Below are 14,315 nucleotides of genomic sequence, written 5' to 3'. Positions count from 1 at the left end.
GCAATAGGAGGCCAATGTGACATTCACGCGATACGCGATCTATTTTGCACCACCCGCCAAGGCGGATTGGACGGTTTTTGCAACCAGCTGGCTGGGCTGGGATATGGAAAGCGGAACGCAGGTCGCACACCCACCGGTCGATGGTGTTGATGTAGCCGCCGTGACCAAGGTGCCCCGCAAATACGGGCTGCACGCGACTATGAAGCCGCCATTTCGCCTGCGCGATGGCCAAAGCTTTGAGGCTTTGCAACAAGCCTGCGAAACGCTTGCAACCGATCAGGCTCCAGTGACTTTGGACGGGCTTGAGATCGCGCGTCTGGGTCGATTTCTGGCCTTGCGTCCGGTTGGCGATACGGCGGCGCTGAATGCGTTGGCCGCCGCCTGCGTGACAGAGCTTGATAGGTTCCGCGCGCCCGCATCCGAGGGCGAACTGGCGCGTCGCCGTGCCACCAATCTGACCCCGGAACAGGACGCCCATCTGATCAGATGGGGCTATCCTTACGTGCTGGATGCGTTCCGGTTTCACATCACGCTGAGCGGGAAGTTGGACAAACCCTCTCTGGCCGCGACCGAAACTGCGCTTCAAGCGCATTTGGGTCCGCTTTTGCCAAAGCCCTTCCAGATCAACGATCTGGCTTTGATGGGCGAGGCCGAGGATGGGCGGTTTCACCTGATCCATCGTTACGCGCTTTCCAGTTGAAGTCGGTTAAGGATCTCGCCGACCGTATCGTCCAGCGCGCCTGAATTGTCGATTTCGAACACGCGGTCCAGCCCTTCGGGCAAAGGGGCGCGTGCTCGACCCAGCCGGCGGGCCTGTTCAGCGCTGTTTTCGCGCCCGCGCGCTGCAAGACGCTGGGCCAGAACTTCAGCGCTGGCAGTCAGCGAGACCACAACCAAATCCCCGAAGACCTCCTGCGCCTGCACCAGTACGGACCGAGAGAAGTTCACCAATACAGCGCTGCAATTCTTGCGCTGCTCAGCTATCTGAGACGGCACGCCATACAGCAACCCATGGGCCGACCAATGCAGCGCAAAGGCCCCGTCCAGTACCATCTGTTCGAACAAATCGGCCGAGACGCGGTCAAAATCCTCGCCCTCTTCCCCTTCCGGCCGGGTGATCACACGGCGCAACCGCTGAATACCCGGCGCGCGGGCCTCCAGCGCCTCCATCACGCTGTCCTTGCCGACCCCTGAAGGACCGACAACAGCAATGACCGGAGCCAGCGTCATGCGGCTTTACCCGGGGTGAAGCCCGACACGTCAATCTCGCGATCACACACCCGCTGACGGGCTTCGATGTCGTGGAAAATGCCCACGATTGCGGCGCCGCGCGTTTTTGCCTCTTCGATCAGTGACAAAACCGTTTCGCGGTTCTGCGCATCCAAACTGGCCGTTGGTTCATCCAGCAACATCGCCGGGTACTCATGCGCGAAACCGCGTGCGATGTTAACCCGCTGCTGCTCGCCACCCGAAAACGTCGTCGGGCTCAGCGCCCAAAGCCGTTCAGGAATGTTCAACCGCTTGAGCAGGCCTGCAGCCTTGCCCAACGCGATCTGCCTGTCATGCCCCAACGCCAACAACGGCTCGGCCACAACCTCCAGCGTCGGAACCCGAGGGACCACCCGCAGAAACTGGCTGACATAGCCCAGCGTTTCGCGCCGCAGTGCAAGAATCTCTCGTGGTTCGGCCTTTGCCACGTCCAGTCCACCAACCAGAACTTTGCCCGCGGCCGCCAGATAGTTCCCGTAAATCACCCGCATCAGCGTGGATTTCCCCGCGCCCGAGGCCCCGGTCAGCGCGACGCATTCCCCCGCACTGACCTTTAACGAGGCCCCTTCCATAACCGGGATAACCGCGCTGCCCTGATTGTGCAGGGTAAAGCTCTTGCTTACGTCGTTCAGCTCAATCATAGTTTCATCTTTTCCCAACTATTCAAACCTGCAGAACGCTCGAGACCAGCAGCTGCGTGTAGGCATGTTGCGGATCGTCCAGCACCTGATCGGTCAACCCGGCCTCGACCACATGGCCGTCTTTCATGACCATCAACCGGTCCGCCAACAGGCGCACGACGGCCAGATCATGGGTGACGATGATGGCGCTCAGCCCCATTTCGCGGACCAGCCCGCGCAACAGGTCCAACAGGCGTGCCTGAACCGAGACGTCCAGCCCGCCGGTCGGTTCATCCATGAACACCAGCCGGGGGCCGGTCACCAGATTGCGCGCGATCTGCAGGCGCTGCTGCATCCCGCCCGAGAACGCAGTGGGGCGATCATCGACCCGGGCCTCGCTGATCTCGACCCGACCCAACCAGTCGATCGCCTTGTCGCGGATGTCGCCATAGTGACGATCGCCGACCGCCATCAACCGCTCGCCAATATTACCGCCCGCACTGACCGACATCCGCAGCCCATCGCGAGCATGCTGATGAACAAAGGCCCAATCGGTGCGGCTGAGCATTCGACGCTCGGGTTCCGACATGGTCACGGTGTCCACCGGACCATCCGCACGCGTGTCAAAGACCACCTGCCCGGCATCCGGCTCCAAATGCCCCGCCAAGCAGTTCAAAAGGGTCGATTTGCCCGAGCCGCTTTCGCCCACGATCCCCATCACTTCGCCCGGATAGAGATCAAAGCTGACATCCGTGCAGCCGATCCGCGCGCCATAGTGTTTCTGAATATCTTTGACTTGCAACAAGGGGGTCACGCCGCGTTCTCCTTGGTCATTGGACCGACATGGCCCGCCTCGCGGCGCGACCGGCAATAGTCGGTGTCCGAACAGACAAACATGCGATTGCCTGCGTCATCCGTGATGACCTCATCCAGATAACTGTCCGTCGCCCCACACAGATCACAGCAGTGATCGGCCTTGGTCGCCTCGAACGGGTAATCCTCGAAATCCAGGCTGACGACCTTCGTGTGTGGCGGCACTGCATAAATCCGTTGTTCGCGCCCCGCGCCAAACAACTGGATCGCGTCCATCTCAAGCTTGGGGTTATCGAATTTCGGAATCGGGGACGGGTCCATCACATACCGCTCCGACACTTTCACCGGATAGGCGTAAGAAGTCGAAATCGCGCCATGCTGGCTGATGTCTTCATACAGCTTCACATGCATTAGCCCGTATTCCTCTAGGCTGTGCATCTTGCGCGTCTCGGTTTCACGCGGTTCCAGAAAACGCAGAGGCTCGGGGATCGGCACCTGATAGACCAATATCTGATCTTCGGTCAGCTTCGCCTCGGGGATGCGGTGACGGGTCTGAATGACAGTCGCCTTGTCCGTTTCTTCCGTGGTCGCTACACCTGCGGTGTTTTCAAAGAACTTACGGATCGAAACCGCATTGGTGGTGTCATCCGCGCCCTGGTCGATCACCTTGAACGTATCATCCGGCGTCAGCGTCGCAGCCGAGACTTGCACCCCGCCCGTGCCCCAACCATAGGGCATCGGCATCTCGCGGCTGGCGAATGGCACTTGATAGCCTGGAACTGCCAACCCTTTGAGAATGGCGCGGCGGATCATCCGCTTGGTCTGTTCGTCCAGATAGGCGAAATTATACTCGCTCATAAGAACCCTCTTTCAGTTAGCGCGATGTCCAGCGCTTTTGGCGTGGTGAAATGTATACCGTCCATGCCGACTGACTTTGCGCCTTCGACGTTGTGCAACCCGTCATCAATGAAAACGCAGTCTTCTGGCGCTACTCCCGCACGATCACATAGCATGTGGTAAATACGGGCATCCGGCTTCATCACACCTTCTTGCCCAGACACGACCAGAGTGCCGAAGACCTCACCCAAACGTGGGTGGACCTTCAGACCTTCGGGCCAGGTTTCCGCAGACCAATTGGTGATGGCGTGGACTGGGGTTCCTTGAGCTTTCAACCGGTCCAACACATCCCACGTTCCCTGGATCGCGTTTTCTACCGTCCGGGCGTAAAGCGAAACATAGTCTACAAACAGGTTTTGATCTTGCGGGTCTTCTAACTCTCGCGCCAGATCCGCAAACTGCTCACCATTGTCGGCACGCGCGTTCTTTTCCCGAAAACCCGTTCTTTCGATAAACGCATGAGCAGCCTCTTCTGAACCCAGCGCTTCGGCCCAGGCCAATTGCGGCTGCCAATCAATCAGCACACCGCCAATATCAAAAACGACCGCCTTCATTCCGCGGCCTCCCTGGGCGCAATCCGCTCTTCGGCCTCGCGGCGCAGTTTACGGACCAATTCCAGTTCGGACTGGAAATCCACGTAATGCGGCAGTTTGATATGTTCCAAGAACCCGGTCGCCTGGATGTTGTCCGAGTGGCTCAGAACAAACTCTTCGTCCTGCGCCGCAGCACCAACAAAATCCTCACCCAGTTCTTTCCAGCGCAGCGCGCGATCAACCAAGGCCATCGAGATGGATTTCCGTTCTGATTGCCCGAACACCAAGCCATAGCCGCGCGTGAATTGCGGCGGTTCGGCCTTGGAGCCCTTGAACTGGTTCACCGTTTCACATTCGGTCAGCTCAACCTCGCCAATGTCGATGGCAAAACCCAGCTCGGGGATATCCATCTCAACCGCGACCTTGCCGATCCTTAGTTCCCCGACAAAGGCGTGGTTGCGGGCATAGCCGCGCTGGGTTGAGTAAGCCATGCCCAGCACGAACCCTTCATCCCCGCGCGTCAGCGATTGCAAGCGCAAAGGTCGGTTCGATGGGAACTCCAGTGGTTCGCGCGTCAGGTCACCGGGTGTTTCATCACTGGCAATTTCGTCCTGAATGATGTCCTCACCCTTGAGGAATTCGGTGATATGCGGCGTTGATTCGGTGCGTGCCGCCCCTTCTGGCGCGGCGGGCACCTCTCCATCAGCGGCCAGTTTGAAATCCAGCAGGCGATGGGTGTAGTCGAAAGTCGGGCCCAGAACCTGCCCGCCGGGCGCGTCCTTGAACGTGGCCGAGATCCGTCGGTCACAGTCCATCTGTCCCGTATCAACCGGGTTTGAATACCCAAAGCGCGGTAAGGTCGTGCGATAGGCGCGGATCAGGAAGATCGCTTCGATCAGATCGCCGCGCGCCTGTTTGATCGCCAATGCGGCCAGATCGGGATCGTACAGAGAGCCCTCGGCCATGACCCGGTTTACCGCAAGGCTCAGCTGCTCACGAATCTGCGCAAGGCTCAGCTCGGCCACGTCGGTTGATCCACGCCGTTCCTCGGCCAGCCAGGCATGGGCGTTTTCAATCGCCTTTTCACCACCTTTGACAGCTACATACATAGCTTAGCCTCCTACCGTGATCTGCGTGCTGCGCGGCAGAGCCGCAACCTGATCGCCGCAGGTCAGAAAGAAATCACATCCCAACGGGTAGAGCGCCGCGTTAGCTTGCAGAACAGCCACATCCGGTAGTGACAGTTGGGCGACATCCTTGATGCCTGGCCCAGACAGAACCGCACCTGATGCCTGCAGGTCATCGCATTCCACGATCAACGTGGTCGAGCGATCGGGGTATTCCGGCGTTCCAATACGATACGCATTGAGGGGCTCCAAATCCTGCCAGGTTCCAACGGCAAAATCCGCCTCAGACGCGGCAACCAAAGTTGCCCCAGTGTGAAAGGTCAGCCACTTGCGCACGGCGTCGGTGTCGACTGCCCCGGCCAGATAAAGCTTGGTTTCCGGGTCGCAAAGCGTCAGCAGCAGGGTCGCCGCCGCAACCGACAAGGGCACCGGAGGAACAGCACCGGTCAGGCTGCGAATCTCACCCGGTCGGGCCACGACTGTCATGGCTGCACGGAAGGCATGTGCCGCCTGGATTGGGGCGTTATCAAAGCCGCCCGAAAACTGTGCTTGTTGCGCCATCAGTCTTCCCCCCGCACCATCGTGAAGAACTCGACCTTCGTCGCCGCCGCCTTGGCCGCACGCGCCGTTTTCGACGCTTGCATCTGCTGCTTAAGCGGTTCCAAGAGCTCTGACCTCAAGGTTCCCGCCGCAGGGGTCTGCATCATCGCGTCAATCAGCGCCGCAGCTTCGGCCTTAGGCTTTGACCGCCCCTGCACATATCCGTGCCCAACGGTGCCATCGTCCAGAACAACGGAGCAGCGGGTCACAGTCATTTCACCCAGGTTGAACGGTGCGCCAGTGCTGCCCGCGCGACCGCGGACCATGACGCCACCGACTTCAGGACGGCGCAGCCAGTCAAAATGTGGACGGTCGGAAAGCCCATTCCACAGCGCCAACATCGCCCCTTCGGGCGCGCGCGCCAGAAGGCCCATCCATTCTTGCCGGGCGGCAGTCTTAATTTCTGTTTGATTTGTCATCAAAGCCTCTTGGCGGGGTTGTCTACACATACTATACAACTAGACAAATATTAACGTGCAGGGATCTGCACTGCAATCGAAACTCTGTGAATATTTGATGACATGAGCAAAACACCGATCTGGAAAAGCATCTCGCTCAGCCTGACCTCTGACATAGCTGAAGGGCGGTACCAAACCGGAGATCGCATCCCAACCGAGGCGCAGCTGGCCGCAAAACATGGCGTCAACCGCCATACTGTGCGGCGGGCATTGTCGGATATGGCAAAACAGGGCCTGGTTCACGCGCGCCGCGGCGCAGGTGTGTTCGTGGCTGCCCGCCCAACCGATTATCCCATCGGCAAACGTGTCCGGTACCACAAGAACATATCGGCCAGCGGCAAGATTCCGGGCAAACAGATTCTCTCGCTGACAACCCGCGCCGCAGATGAGGCCGAAGCTGATGCACTTCAGCTAAACACTGGCGACCCCGTGCACGTCTATGATGGATTATCTTTGGCCGATGGGCAGCCGATCGGGCTGTTTCAAAGTGTTTTCCCGGCCCTGCGATTTCCCGATCTCTTGAAAGCTCTGCAAGATACGCAATCCGTCACAAAGGCGCTGCAGACCTGTGGTGTATCCGATTACACCCGAATATCGACCAGGCTGACCGCGCGGGCGGCAACGGCAACTCAAGCTTTGCATCTGCATCTCAGCGAAGGAGCCCCGGTGCTGTTTTCAACCGGGATCAACGCAGACCCCGATGGCAATCCAGTGGAACTTGGCCGGACCGTTTTTGCCGGTGAGCGCGTGACCTTGACCCTGAATGAGGATTGATCACGCGGGTTTCGGCGGTTCTTCGAACTTCTGAAGGAGGCCTTATCCCTTGATGCCTATTCGTATTTTTCTAAAAACGCCTCAGCATCTAGCGCGCGAAAATCCGGCAAGGCCCTGCGCAGGTGTGCATTGTCCCAATCCCACCAGGCCAATGCCATCATGCGGTCGGCTACGTCGACGGAAAAGCGGCGGCGTATCTCAGTCGCCGTGACACCCCCGACAATTGTAAAAGGCGCAACATCCTTTGTGACGACGGCCCCGGCAGCCACAACCGCGCCATGCCCGATTGTAATCTCGGGTTTGATCATGGCACCATGGCCAATCCAAGTGTCATGGCCAATCCTAGCAGTACGGCTGGCCCGATGGGCGAACCAGTCGGCATCATCCTCTTCATCGTCCCAATAACTCGCCGATCGATATAGAAAATGATGCAGTGACGCTTTCTCCATGGGGTGATCTGTTGCACCGATGCGGGTGAAACTGGCGATATTGGCGAATTTGCCGATCTCGGCATTGGCGATGTCGCAAGTCCGGTCACAATAGGAATAGTCACCCCAGACCGAATTTGCGACACGGCTACCCGCGCCGATCTCGACATATTCACCAAACTGGCTGTTGGTGATTTGACAATCAGGGTGAATGAACGGCTGATCTTCACGCAGTCTTGGCATGGTCTGGTCCAATTATCCTGTCAGGGCAAAAGGAAGGGTTTACGTTTAGAATCACGCGGCTTTCGCGTCTTCCCTGACTCTCCCTGGATCAATCGACGGCGTAGCCAGCCCGAGAACCAGTCCATCAGCATCACCATCAGAATAATCAGGACGATGTAGTAGGCGACCTCTTCCCAGTCCTTTTGCGTGATGATCGCTTGGGTCAGCAACAGGCCGATACCCCCACCGGTAATGGCACCAATCACGGTGGCGCTGCGGGTGTTGGATTCGAGGAAATACAAGAGCTGGCTTAGCAGAACAGGCGTGATCTGAGGGATAACCCCAAAACGATAGCGCTGCGTGGCGTTGGCCCCGGTCGATTGCACGCCTTCGATCTGTTTCTGGTCCACATTCTCCAACGCTTCCGAGAAGATCTTGCCGAACGTGCCTGTATCCGTCACCAGCATGGCCAAAGCCCCGGTTAACGGGCCGGGACCAAAGGCACGGGCCAGCACAACGGTCCAGATCAACGCATCCACACCCCGTACGAAGTCAAAGATACGGCGGGTGAAAAACCGGACAGATTTCAGCGGGTTGAAGTTGCGCGTGGCCAGGAACGCCAGCGGCAACGCCACGATGGCCGCACCGAACGTGCCCAGAAAGGCCATCAGGATGGTCTCAAAAATCGCCCAAGCCACGTCCTGGTGCCGCCACATCTTATTGGTCCAGAAGTCATTGAAAATGGCCCCCGCTTCACCACTGGCGGCACGCCCGGCCAACTCAGAGAAAGACTGGCCATAATACGGGCTGTCCAGCGTGAACCAGAACAGCTCCCACCCGTTGAAGTACCGGAATACTTCGGCGCGGTTTCGGGTCACCGTCAGGCGGCCCGCATCCGTGGTGATGGCCATCCGGTTTTTCGAAACATTGATCCACTCGGGGACATCACCCGTTGGCAATTCAGCCTGCACCCCAGCGGCGCGCGTCGGGGTGGCGCGCACGGTGCCATAGCCGGGGATGTCATATTCAATCGTTTCCGGACCGAAACGGACAACATACCCATCCTCCAGATCGATCACGGTTGTTTCGCCCAGCGCAACCCAATCCGGGGCCTCACCTTCGGGATATGCGCCCTTGCGTTCGCCCTCGATGGCGGCTGAAACCTCGCCGGTGCGATTGTCCCGCTCGATATGGGTTTTATAGCTGTAACTGTCTGCAACCAGTGTTTTGCCATTCTCCAGATTGGCGCGGGCTGTCAGACCCGGCACGTCAAAGGCGAAGAACACATAGGTCAGATAGACCAGAACCAGCACAGGCAGGCCGAAATTCATCAGGCGCTTGCGGCTGAACAGGCGGCCCGCCTCGGCCTTCAGCTCATCAATCGACAGATCGGTTGCGAAGGTGCTCATGCTGAGGCTCCTTTTTCCGAGCCATGGGTCAGGCGGTCGCGCAGCACACCTGATATCTGGTCCACAACGACGATAGTGACAAAGAGAAGAAGGAAGATGGCTGCCGCTTCATCATAACGCCCCTGCCCCCAGGACATCGAGTTCCGCAATTCATAGCCCAGACCACCCGCACCGACGAAACCCAGAATGGCCGACGCGCGGATGTTGATCTCGAACCGCAGTAGTGCATAGCTGACGTAGTTCGGCCCAACCTGTGGGATGACCCCCAGATACATGCGTTGTGACCAATTAGCTCCGGCTGAGTGCAGCCCTTCTACCGGTTTTAGTGAGGCGTTTTCGTTCACTTCCGAGAACAATTTGCCCAATGCCCCGGCCGTATGGATTGCAATCGCGATCATCGCTGGAACCGGGCCGCCACCCAGAACGAAGATCAGCACCAAAGCGATGACAATTTCGGGGATCGCGCGACAGATATCGGCAATGCGTCGGAACAGCGGGATAAGTGCAGGCCAAAGCGCCATGCCCCGCGTCGACATCAAGGCCAGAAACGTCCCTGCGATGGTCCCGATCAGGGTGGAGGCTGCGGCAATGTTGATCGTCTCGATCAGAGCCGGGAAAAACTTGACCAGGTTCTCGGGCATCGACCCGATCTTCTCCCACGCCTCTGACAGAACTTCCGAGGGGTAGTCGAATATGCGGTGCCATCCGTCGATAAAGCTGCCTGCGTTGCGGCTGTCTGCGGTACGGAAACCCGCGGCCATCAGCGCAACAAAAAGGATCAGAAGAATACCACCATAGACCCGCTTGCGCCGTGTCATATCGGAATAGTCGGCCCGGATCTGGTCGACGGTCTGGGACCCTGCGGTCAGGTCTGTCATGGAATGCTCCTGAGTGGAGAACGGGGCCCGGCGGAAACCGGACCCCGAACTTGGAAGATGCAGGCTTAGTTGGACTTCAGCTTGCGTGCTTCGATGATGACTTCGTAGGCTTCGTGCGTGATCGGCTCGAACGCTTTGGCTTCGCCCGCCGCAACACCGTAGAAGCATTCGCGGTCTTTCTCAGCCAGACCTGCCATCAGGGCAGTCATCTTCTCTTTGACATCCGCAGGCAGTGCGGTGCGCAGAACAACCGGGCCTTCCGGGATCGGCTTGGACTGCCAGATCATGACCATGTCGTTCATATCGACCAGACCTGCATCAACTGCACGGCGCAGGGCGCCCGAGTTGAAACCGTCTTCCCAGTCGCCCAGCCCATCGGCCCAGGTGACGCCGCCGTCAACGTCACCGTTGTTGACTGCTACGATGGTCTGCTCATGGCCGCCGGTGAATTTCACTTCACCAAAATAGTCACCCGATTCCATGGTCGAACCGGTCGCGGCAGGGATTTCAATCGACGGGATCAGATAGCCCGAAGTCGAGTTCGGATCGCCAAAGCCAAAGGTCTTGCCCTTCATGTCTTCCAGCGAGGTGATGCCGCTGTCTTTGCGGGCAAAACCGATCGAGTAATAACCGTAGCCGCCGTCCACGTTCACTTTGACCAGAACCGGTTCAACCGCTTCGGGATCGCTCAGATAGGTTTTCGCATAGCCCGATGCGCCCAGCCACGCCATGTCGATGGTACCGCCCAACAGGCCCTGGATCACGCCGTCATAGTCGGCAGGGGCGAACAGCTTGGTTTCAACACCCAGAACCTCTTCGGTGTATTCACGCAGACATTCGTTCTTACTCATACGGTCCTGGGCGTTTTCGCCGCCCAGAATGCCAATGCGGAACTCGCTGATTTCGTCAGCCAGGGCCGGTGTGGCCAGGGCAGTGGTCGCAGCAAGGGCAGCAATCAGTTTTTTCATCTGTCTCTCTCCAGTTGATGTGCCGGCCTTTCATCAGCCGGTCGATGAAAGGGGGTAGGTGGCTCAGATGGTTGCTTCTGCTTCCATCAGCGCCTTCTGGGTGGCATCCAGAGTTTCGATCTCGGTCGAGGTTGCCTCTTCCGAGAAGCTGGCATCGGCCCCGTAGATCTCGCGGGCGACGCCGGTTGTCAGTTGCTCGGGTAGGCCATCAAAGACGATGCGCCCGTCGCGCATACCGACCACGCGGTCGCAATAGCGGCGCGCAGTGTCCAGCGTATGCAGGTTGGCGATGACCGTGCGGCCATCTTCTTCGTGGATGCGGCGCAGCGCCTGCATCACGACCTGTGCGTTCATCGGGTCGAGCGAGGCAATCGGCTCATCCGCCAGAATCATCCTGGGGTCCTGCATCAGGGCGCGTGCAATCGCGACGCGCTGCTGCTGCCCACCCGAAAGTGCTTCGGCCCGTTTGGGCGCGTGTTCGGCGATCCCCAGACGATCCAGAATGTCGATGGCGCGGTGAATCTCGGCCATTGGGTATAGGTTGAACATTGTGGCCAACGTCGAATGACGGTTTAGCGTGCCATGCAGCACATTTGACACCACATCCATGCGCGGCACCAGATTGAACTGCTGAAAGATCATCGCGCAATCAGCCTGCCAGGCGCGTTTCTCACGGCCTTTCAGCTTGGTGACATCGCGGCCTTCGAACAAAATCCCGCCTTCGGTCGAATCCGTCAGACGGTTGATCATCCGCAACAGAGTCGATTTACCCGCGCCCGAGCGCCCGATGATGCCGATCATGCACGGCTTATCTACATCCAGTGTCGCTGCATCAACGGCGGTGTTCTCGCCGAAGCGCTTGGTCAGTTTCTCGATCCGCAGCACGTGCCACCCCCAATTCGTATTGGCGGTCAGCTACAGACACCACAAAACGGATATGTGTCAGCGCGATGAAAGTTTTGTAACGACGCGCAAAGCGCCGGGACTATCCTTCCCCGGCTGGCGCAGGTATACGCGACCCCGACTCTTCAGCTGATACGAGACCGCCATGAGCTTTGACCGCACCATCAAGATCGCGCCTTCCATTCTGTCTGCCGATTTCGCCAATTTCGGTGCTGAGATTCAGGCCATCGAGGCTGAGGGCGCCGATTGGGTGCATGTCGATGTGATGGACGGGCATTTCGTGCCCAACCTGACCTTTGGCCCCCCCGCCGTCAAAGCATTCCGCCCGCATGTCAAAACGGTCATGGACGTGCATCTGATGATCACACCCGTCGATCCTTACATTCAGGCCTATGCCGATGCAGGCGCTGACATCCTGACCGCCCATGTCGAGGCTGGCCCGCACAGCCACCGTACTCTGCAAGCGATCCGCGCCGCTGGCATGAAGGCCGGCATCGCGCTGAACCCCGGCACTCCTGCCGAGGCGGTCGAGCATCTGCTGGACCTTACTGATCTGGTTTGTGTGATGACCGTGAACCCGGGCTTTGGCGGCCAGAAGTTCATCGACATGACCACAAAGATCCGCAAGCTGCGCCAGATGATCGGCGACCGCCCGGTGCATATTGAAATCGACGGCGGCGTTGATCCCCGGACTGCTCCTCTGGTCACAGCTGCCGGCGCCGACGTACTGGTCGCCGGTTCAGCGGTATTCAAGGGCGGGTCGGTAGATCAGCCTGAGGTCTATGGCGAGAATATCCGGGCAGTACGTGCGGCGGCAGAGGGTGGTTGAGTTTAGGACCACAGCTCGGACGATCAGATTGACCGCTGTACGCAACACGCCGCACCAACCCGGATACGCCCAAGAGGATTGATGCCTTATCCTTGGTTCCCATTGCTGTAGCGAACGCGCATCCTAAGGGCCTGCACGATGCGCCCTTCAGCCACCAAAGCTGAGAGGAAATCTCCCAAGTAGTCTTCCGACAAGCCAGCCTCAATTGCCATGTCAAAGGTGCTCTCAGCGGCTTTGAACTGCCCTTCGTTCAACATGACCAGCGCATTCACATACTGTGTGTAAGGCTCATCAGGGCTTAGCTTCAGCGCCCTATTGATTGCGCCTCGGGCCTCTGTCGTTTTGTCAAGCCAAAGGGCTATCTCTGCATGAAAACGATGATCAATATGATTGGCGTCGTCCCGCTTGACGCTGCGCCGTATCTGAACCAGCGCCGCCTCGAACTCATAATCCGCAGCAAGAAGATCAGCCCGCCAATACAAAAGGTAACTGTTTGGCCCGGCCATTTCTTCGGCTGTTTGTAGCACTTCATGCGCCTTCGCCCTGCGCCCCATCGCTGAAAGCGCCCGAGCCTTGCGAACATAACCATCCGCCTCATCGGGAGTGGCGTTAATAACTGCCTCGGCATCTGCCAGCGCCTGCTTGGGACGATCCAGCATCAAAAGGATAAGAGAGCGGCGGGATTTCCCGGCAACAAAATCCGGATCCAACTCGAGCGTGCGTGTTATATAGTTGAAGGCTTCTTCCCATTCATCCTGCTCGATCAGAACGACAGCCATACCGTACTGTGCATTGGCGTCGAATGAATCAATTTCGGTAGCGGTTCGAAACAATTCCAGTGCTTCGTCATAGCGAAACTGGTCGGTTAGGCTCCACGCCAGTTCCCGGATACCCCATGTATATTCAGGGTCCAGCGCCAGCGCGAGGCGCATGCTTTCTTCGTATTCATCGAACTCAACTTGACCACTGTGGCGATCACTTGCTGCCAGTCCTGACAGGCTTTCCGCAGATGGCTTGCGCGCAACCGCTTTGCGAAACCACTCACTGGCTTGGACATAATCATCCCGGTAGTAGTAAATCCAGGCGCGCCCCTGCAGCCCGGGTTCTGCATTCGGGTTTATGTCGAGGATTTCCGAGAATGCTTCTTCGGATTTGTCCAATTTCCCAAGGTCGAAATACGCCCATGCGAGCACATCCAACATCTCGATGCGCTGCCTGTCAGACGCGTCGACATCACCCAATCCTTGCTGGCAGATTTCGACCAGGCGCTCCGCAGTCTCGGAACCCTCAAGACAAGCAGAGGCAAAGGTGACCTGGGAATTCGTAATGAGCGGCCTAGAAAGGCCTTCTGCAGCGCCAAAACTCAACAAGAGTAAGGCCAGAGCTGTGGATTCAAGAAACCTGGTGATCAAAGTCGGCATATTAACTGAATATCTTTTGTTCGTTTCAAACAGAATAACGCGAATTGTGATGACAAAAAGGCCGCCCCTTTTTGGGACGGCCTTCTTTCGTTCAACCGAGTTGCTCTCGGCAGATTTTCCTGTGGAAAATCGCCTGCCGCAACCAGGCGCGGCAAGCGCGCCTTAC

The 14,315-nt window shown here is 58.2% G+C and carries 18 protein-coding genes; 4 read left to right on the top strand and 14 right to left on the bottom strand.

The window, feature by feature from the left end:
* Nucleotides 1-16 precede the first annotated feature (16 nt).
* Nucleotides 17-700, top strand: coding sequence for a DUF1045 domain-containing protein (locus tag ABLN87_RS16570; protein ID WP_353012156.1), 684 nt, complete (start codon nt 17-19; stop codon nt 698-700).
* On the opposite strand, the gene phnN is transcribed toward ABLN87_RS16570, so the two are convergent.
* Genes phnN through phnG form a run of 8 tightly spaced genes read right to left on the bottom strand, consistent with a single transcriptional unit; the run spans nt 682 to nt 6,278 of the window.
* The gene (phnN, locus tag ABLN87_RS16565) at nt 682-1,230 is read right to left on the bottom strand and encodes a phosphonate metabolism protein/1,5-bisphosphokinase (PRPP-forming) PhnN (protein ID WP_353012153.1); all 549 of its coding nucleotides are present in this window, start codon (nt 1,228-1,230) and stop codon (nt 682-684) included. The genes ABLN87_RS16570 and phnN overlap by 19 nt on opposite strands.
* A complete protein-coding gene (gene phnL / locus ABLN87_RS16560; RefSeq protein ID WP_353012151.1) occupies nt 1,227-1,910 on the bottom strand; it encodes a phosphonate C-P lyase system protein PhnL in 684 nt (227 codons plus the stop codon). The genes phnN and phnL overlap by 4 nt, the downstream gene beginning before the upstream one ends.
* Before the next feature lie 22 nt (nt 1,911-1,932).
* Nucleotides 1,933-2,703 carry a phosphonate C-P lyase system protein PhnK gene (gene phnK, locus ABLN87_RS16555; protein WP_353012148.1) on the bottom strand — a complete coding sequence of 257 codons (771 nt, stop codon included), beginning with the start codon at nt 2,701-2,703 and terminating at the stop codon, nt 1,933-1,935.
* A complete protein-coding gene (locus ABLN87_RS16550) occupies nt 2,700-3,560 on the bottom strand; it encodes an alpha-D-ribose 1-methylphosphonate 5-phosphate C-P-lyase PhnJ (protein ID WP_170531267.1) in 861 nt (286 codons plus the stop codon). Before ABLN87_RS16550 ends, phnK begins: the two co-directional genes overlap by 4 nt.
* On the bottom strand, nt 3,557-4,153 hold the full coding sequence (locus ABLN87_RS16545) for an HAD family hydrolase (protein WP_353012145.1): 597 nt from the start codon (nt 4,151-4,153) through the stop codon (nt 3,557-3,559). The genes ABLN87_RS16550 and ABLN87_RS16545 overlap by 4 nt, the downstream gene beginning before the upstream one ends.
* Complete coding sequence (locus ABLN87_RS16540; RefSeq protein WP_353012142.1) at nt 4,150-5,241, bottom strand: carbon-phosphorus lyase complex subunit PhnI; 1,092 nt, start codon at nt 5,239-5,241, stop codon at nt 4,150-4,152. The genes ABLN87_RS16545 and ABLN87_RS16540 overlap by 4 nt, the downstream gene beginning before the upstream one ends.
* 3 nt (nt 5,242-5,244) lie before the next feature.
* A complete protein-coding gene (phnH, locus tag ABLN87_RS16535; protein ID WP_353012140.1) occupies nt 5,245-5,820 on the bottom strand; it encodes a phosphonate C-P lyase system protein PhnH in 576 nt (191 codons plus the stop codon).
* Nucleotides 5,820-6,278 carry a phosphonate C-P lyase system protein PhnG gene (gene phnG / locus ABLN87_RS16530; protein ID WP_353012137.1) on the bottom strand — a complete coding sequence of 153 codons (459 nt, stop codon included), beginning with the start codon at nt 6,276-6,278 and terminating at the stop codon, nt 5,820-5,822. Before phnG ends, phnH begins: the two co-directional genes overlap by 1 nt.
* A gap of 102 nt (nt 6,279-6,380) precedes the next feature.
* On the opposite strand from phnG, the gene phnF reads away from it, so the two are divergent.
* Complete coding sequence (gene phnF / locus ABLN87_RS16525) at nt 6,381-7,091, top strand: phosphonate metabolism transcriptional regulator PhnF (RefSeq protein WP_353012135.1); 711 nt, start codon at nt 6,381-6,383, stop codon at nt 7,089-7,091.
* 56 nt (nt 7,092-7,147) lie between these two features.
* On the opposite strand, the gene ABLN87_RS16520 is transcribed toward phnF, so the two are convergent.
* The 5 genes from ABLN87_RS16520 to phnC form a co-directional block, all read right to left on the bottom strand.
* Nucleotides 7,148-7,762 (bottom strand): chloramphenicol acetyltransferase, encoded by a 615-nt coding sequence (locus ABLN87_RS16520; protein WP_353012132.1) that lies wholly within the window; start codon nt 7,760-7,762, stop codon nt 7,148-7,150.
* 20 nt (nt 7,763-7,782) lie between these two features.
* Nucleotides 7,783-9,150, bottom strand: coding sequence for a phosphonate ABC transporter, permease protein PhnE (gene phnE / locus ABLN87_RS16515; RefSeq protein WP_353012129.1), 1,368 nt, complete (start codon nt 9,148-9,150; stop codon nt 7,783-7,785).
* Entirely contained in the window at nt 9,147-10,028 is an 882-nt protein-coding gene (phnE, locus tag ABLN87_RS16510; protein WP_353012127.1) for a phosphonate ABC transporter, permease protein PhnE, read from the bottom strand. The genes phnE (ABLN87_RS16515) and phnE (ABLN87_RS16510) overlap by 4 nt, the downstream gene beginning before the upstream one ends.
* A gap of 65 nt (nt 10,029-10,093) precedes the next feature.
* A complete protein-coding gene (gene phnD, locus ABLN87_RS16505; RefSeq protein WP_353012125.1) occupies nt 10,094-10,996 on the bottom strand; it encodes a phosphonate ABC transporter substrate-binding protein in 903 nt (300 codons plus the stop codon).
* 63 nt (nt 10,997-11,059) lie between these two features.
* Nucleotides 11,060-11,881 carry a phosphonate ABC transporter ATP-binding protein gene (gene phnC / locus ABLN87_RS16500; RefSeq protein ID WP_353012122.1) on the bottom strand — a complete coding sequence of 274 codons (822 nt, stop codon included), beginning with the start codon at nt 11,879-11,881 and terminating at the stop codon, nt 11,060-11,062.
* Between the two features lie 163 nt (nt 11,882-12,044).
* Between phnC and rpe the strand changes: the two genes are divergently transcribed.
* Entirely contained in the window at nt 12,045-12,728 is a 684-nt protein-coding gene (rpe, locus tag ABLN87_RS16495; RefSeq protein ID WP_353012119.1) for a ribulose-phosphate 3-epimerase, read from the top strand.
* An 86-nt stretch (nt 12,729-12,814) separates the two neighbouring features.
* On the opposite strand, the gene ABLN87_RS16490 is transcribed toward rpe, so the two are convergent.
* On the bottom strand, nt 12,815-13,930 hold the full coding sequence (locus tag ABLN87_RS16490; RefSeq protein ID WP_353012117.1) for a tetratricopeptide repeat protein: 1,116 nt from the start codon (nt 13,928-13,930) through the stop codon (nt 12,815-12,817).
* A 124-nt stretch (nt 13,931-14,054) separates the two neighbouring features.
* On the opposite strand from ABLN87_RS16490, the gene ABLN87_RS16485 reads away from it, so the two are divergent.
* Nucleotides 14,055-14,315: hypothetical protein (locus ABLN87_RS16485; RefSeq protein WP_353012114.1), on the top strand; the 261-nt coding region annotated here is incomplete at its 3' end.

The organism is Ruegeria sp. SCP10 (assembly GCF_040329495.1).
GTDB lineage: Bacteria > Pseudomonadota > Alphaproteobacteria > Rhodobacterales > Rhodobacteraceae > Ruegeria.
Note: the sequence above shows the minus strand (reverse complement) of the source record. Positions and strands in the feature narration are given on the sequence as shown.

Bases quoted from the DNA above. Each gene is read 5' to 3' on its own strand.
- phnG (WP_353012137.1), bottom strand. From the start codon at position 6,278: ATGACAAATCAAACAGAAATTAAGACTGCCGCCCGGCAAGAATGGATG.
- ABLN87_RS16540 (WP_353012142.1), bottom strand. From the start codon at position 5,241: ATGTATGTAGCTGTCAAAGGTGGTGAAAAGGCGATTGAAAACGCCCAT.
- ABLN87_RS16550 (WP_170531267.1), bottom strand. From the start codon at position 3,560: ATGAGCGAGTATAATTTCGCCTATCTGGACGAACAGACCAAGCGGATG.
- phnE (WP_353012129.1), bottom strand. From the start codon at position 9,150: ATGAGCACCTTCGCAACCGATCTGTCGATTGATGAGCTGAAGGCCGAG.
- phnD (WP_353012125.1), bottom strand. From the start codon at position 10,996: ATGAAAAAACTGATTGCTGCCCTTGCTGCGACCACTGCCCTGGCCACA.
- phnE (WP_353012127.1), bottom strand. From the start codon at position 10,028: ATGACAGACCTGACCGCAGGGTCCCAGACCGTCGACCAGATCCGGGCC.
- ABLN87_RS16520 (WP_353012132.1), bottom strand. From the start codon at position 7,762: ATGCCAAGACTGCGTGAAGATCAGCCGTTCATTCACCCTGATTGTCAA.
- ABLN87_RS16490 (WP_353012117.1), bottom strand. From the start codon at position 13,930: ATGTTGGATGTGCTCGCATGGGCGTATTTCGACCTTGGGAAATTGGAC.
- phnN (WP_353012153.1), bottom strand. From the start codon at position 1,230: ATGACGCTGGCTCCGGTCATTGCTGTTGTCGGTCCTTCAGGGGTCGGC.
- phnF (WP_353012135.1), top strand. From the start codon at position 6,381: ATGAGCAAAACACCGATCTGGAAAAGCATCTCGCTCAGCCTGACCTCT.
- rpe (WP_353012119.1), top strand. From the start codon at position 12,045: ATGAGCTTTGACCGCACCATCAAGATCGCGCCTTCCATTCTGTCTGCC.
- ABLN87_RS16545 (WP_353012145.1), bottom strand. From the start codon at position 4,153: ATGAAGGCGGTCGTTTTTGATATTGGCGGTGTGCTGATTGATTGGCAG.
- phnL (WP_353012151.1), bottom strand. From the start codon at position 1,910: ATGATTGAGCTGAACGACGTAAGCAAGAGCTTTACCCTGCACAATCAG.
- phnH (WP_353012140.1), bottom strand. From the start codon at position 5,820: ATGGCGCAACAAGCACAGTTTTCGGGCGGCTTTGATAACGCCCCAATC.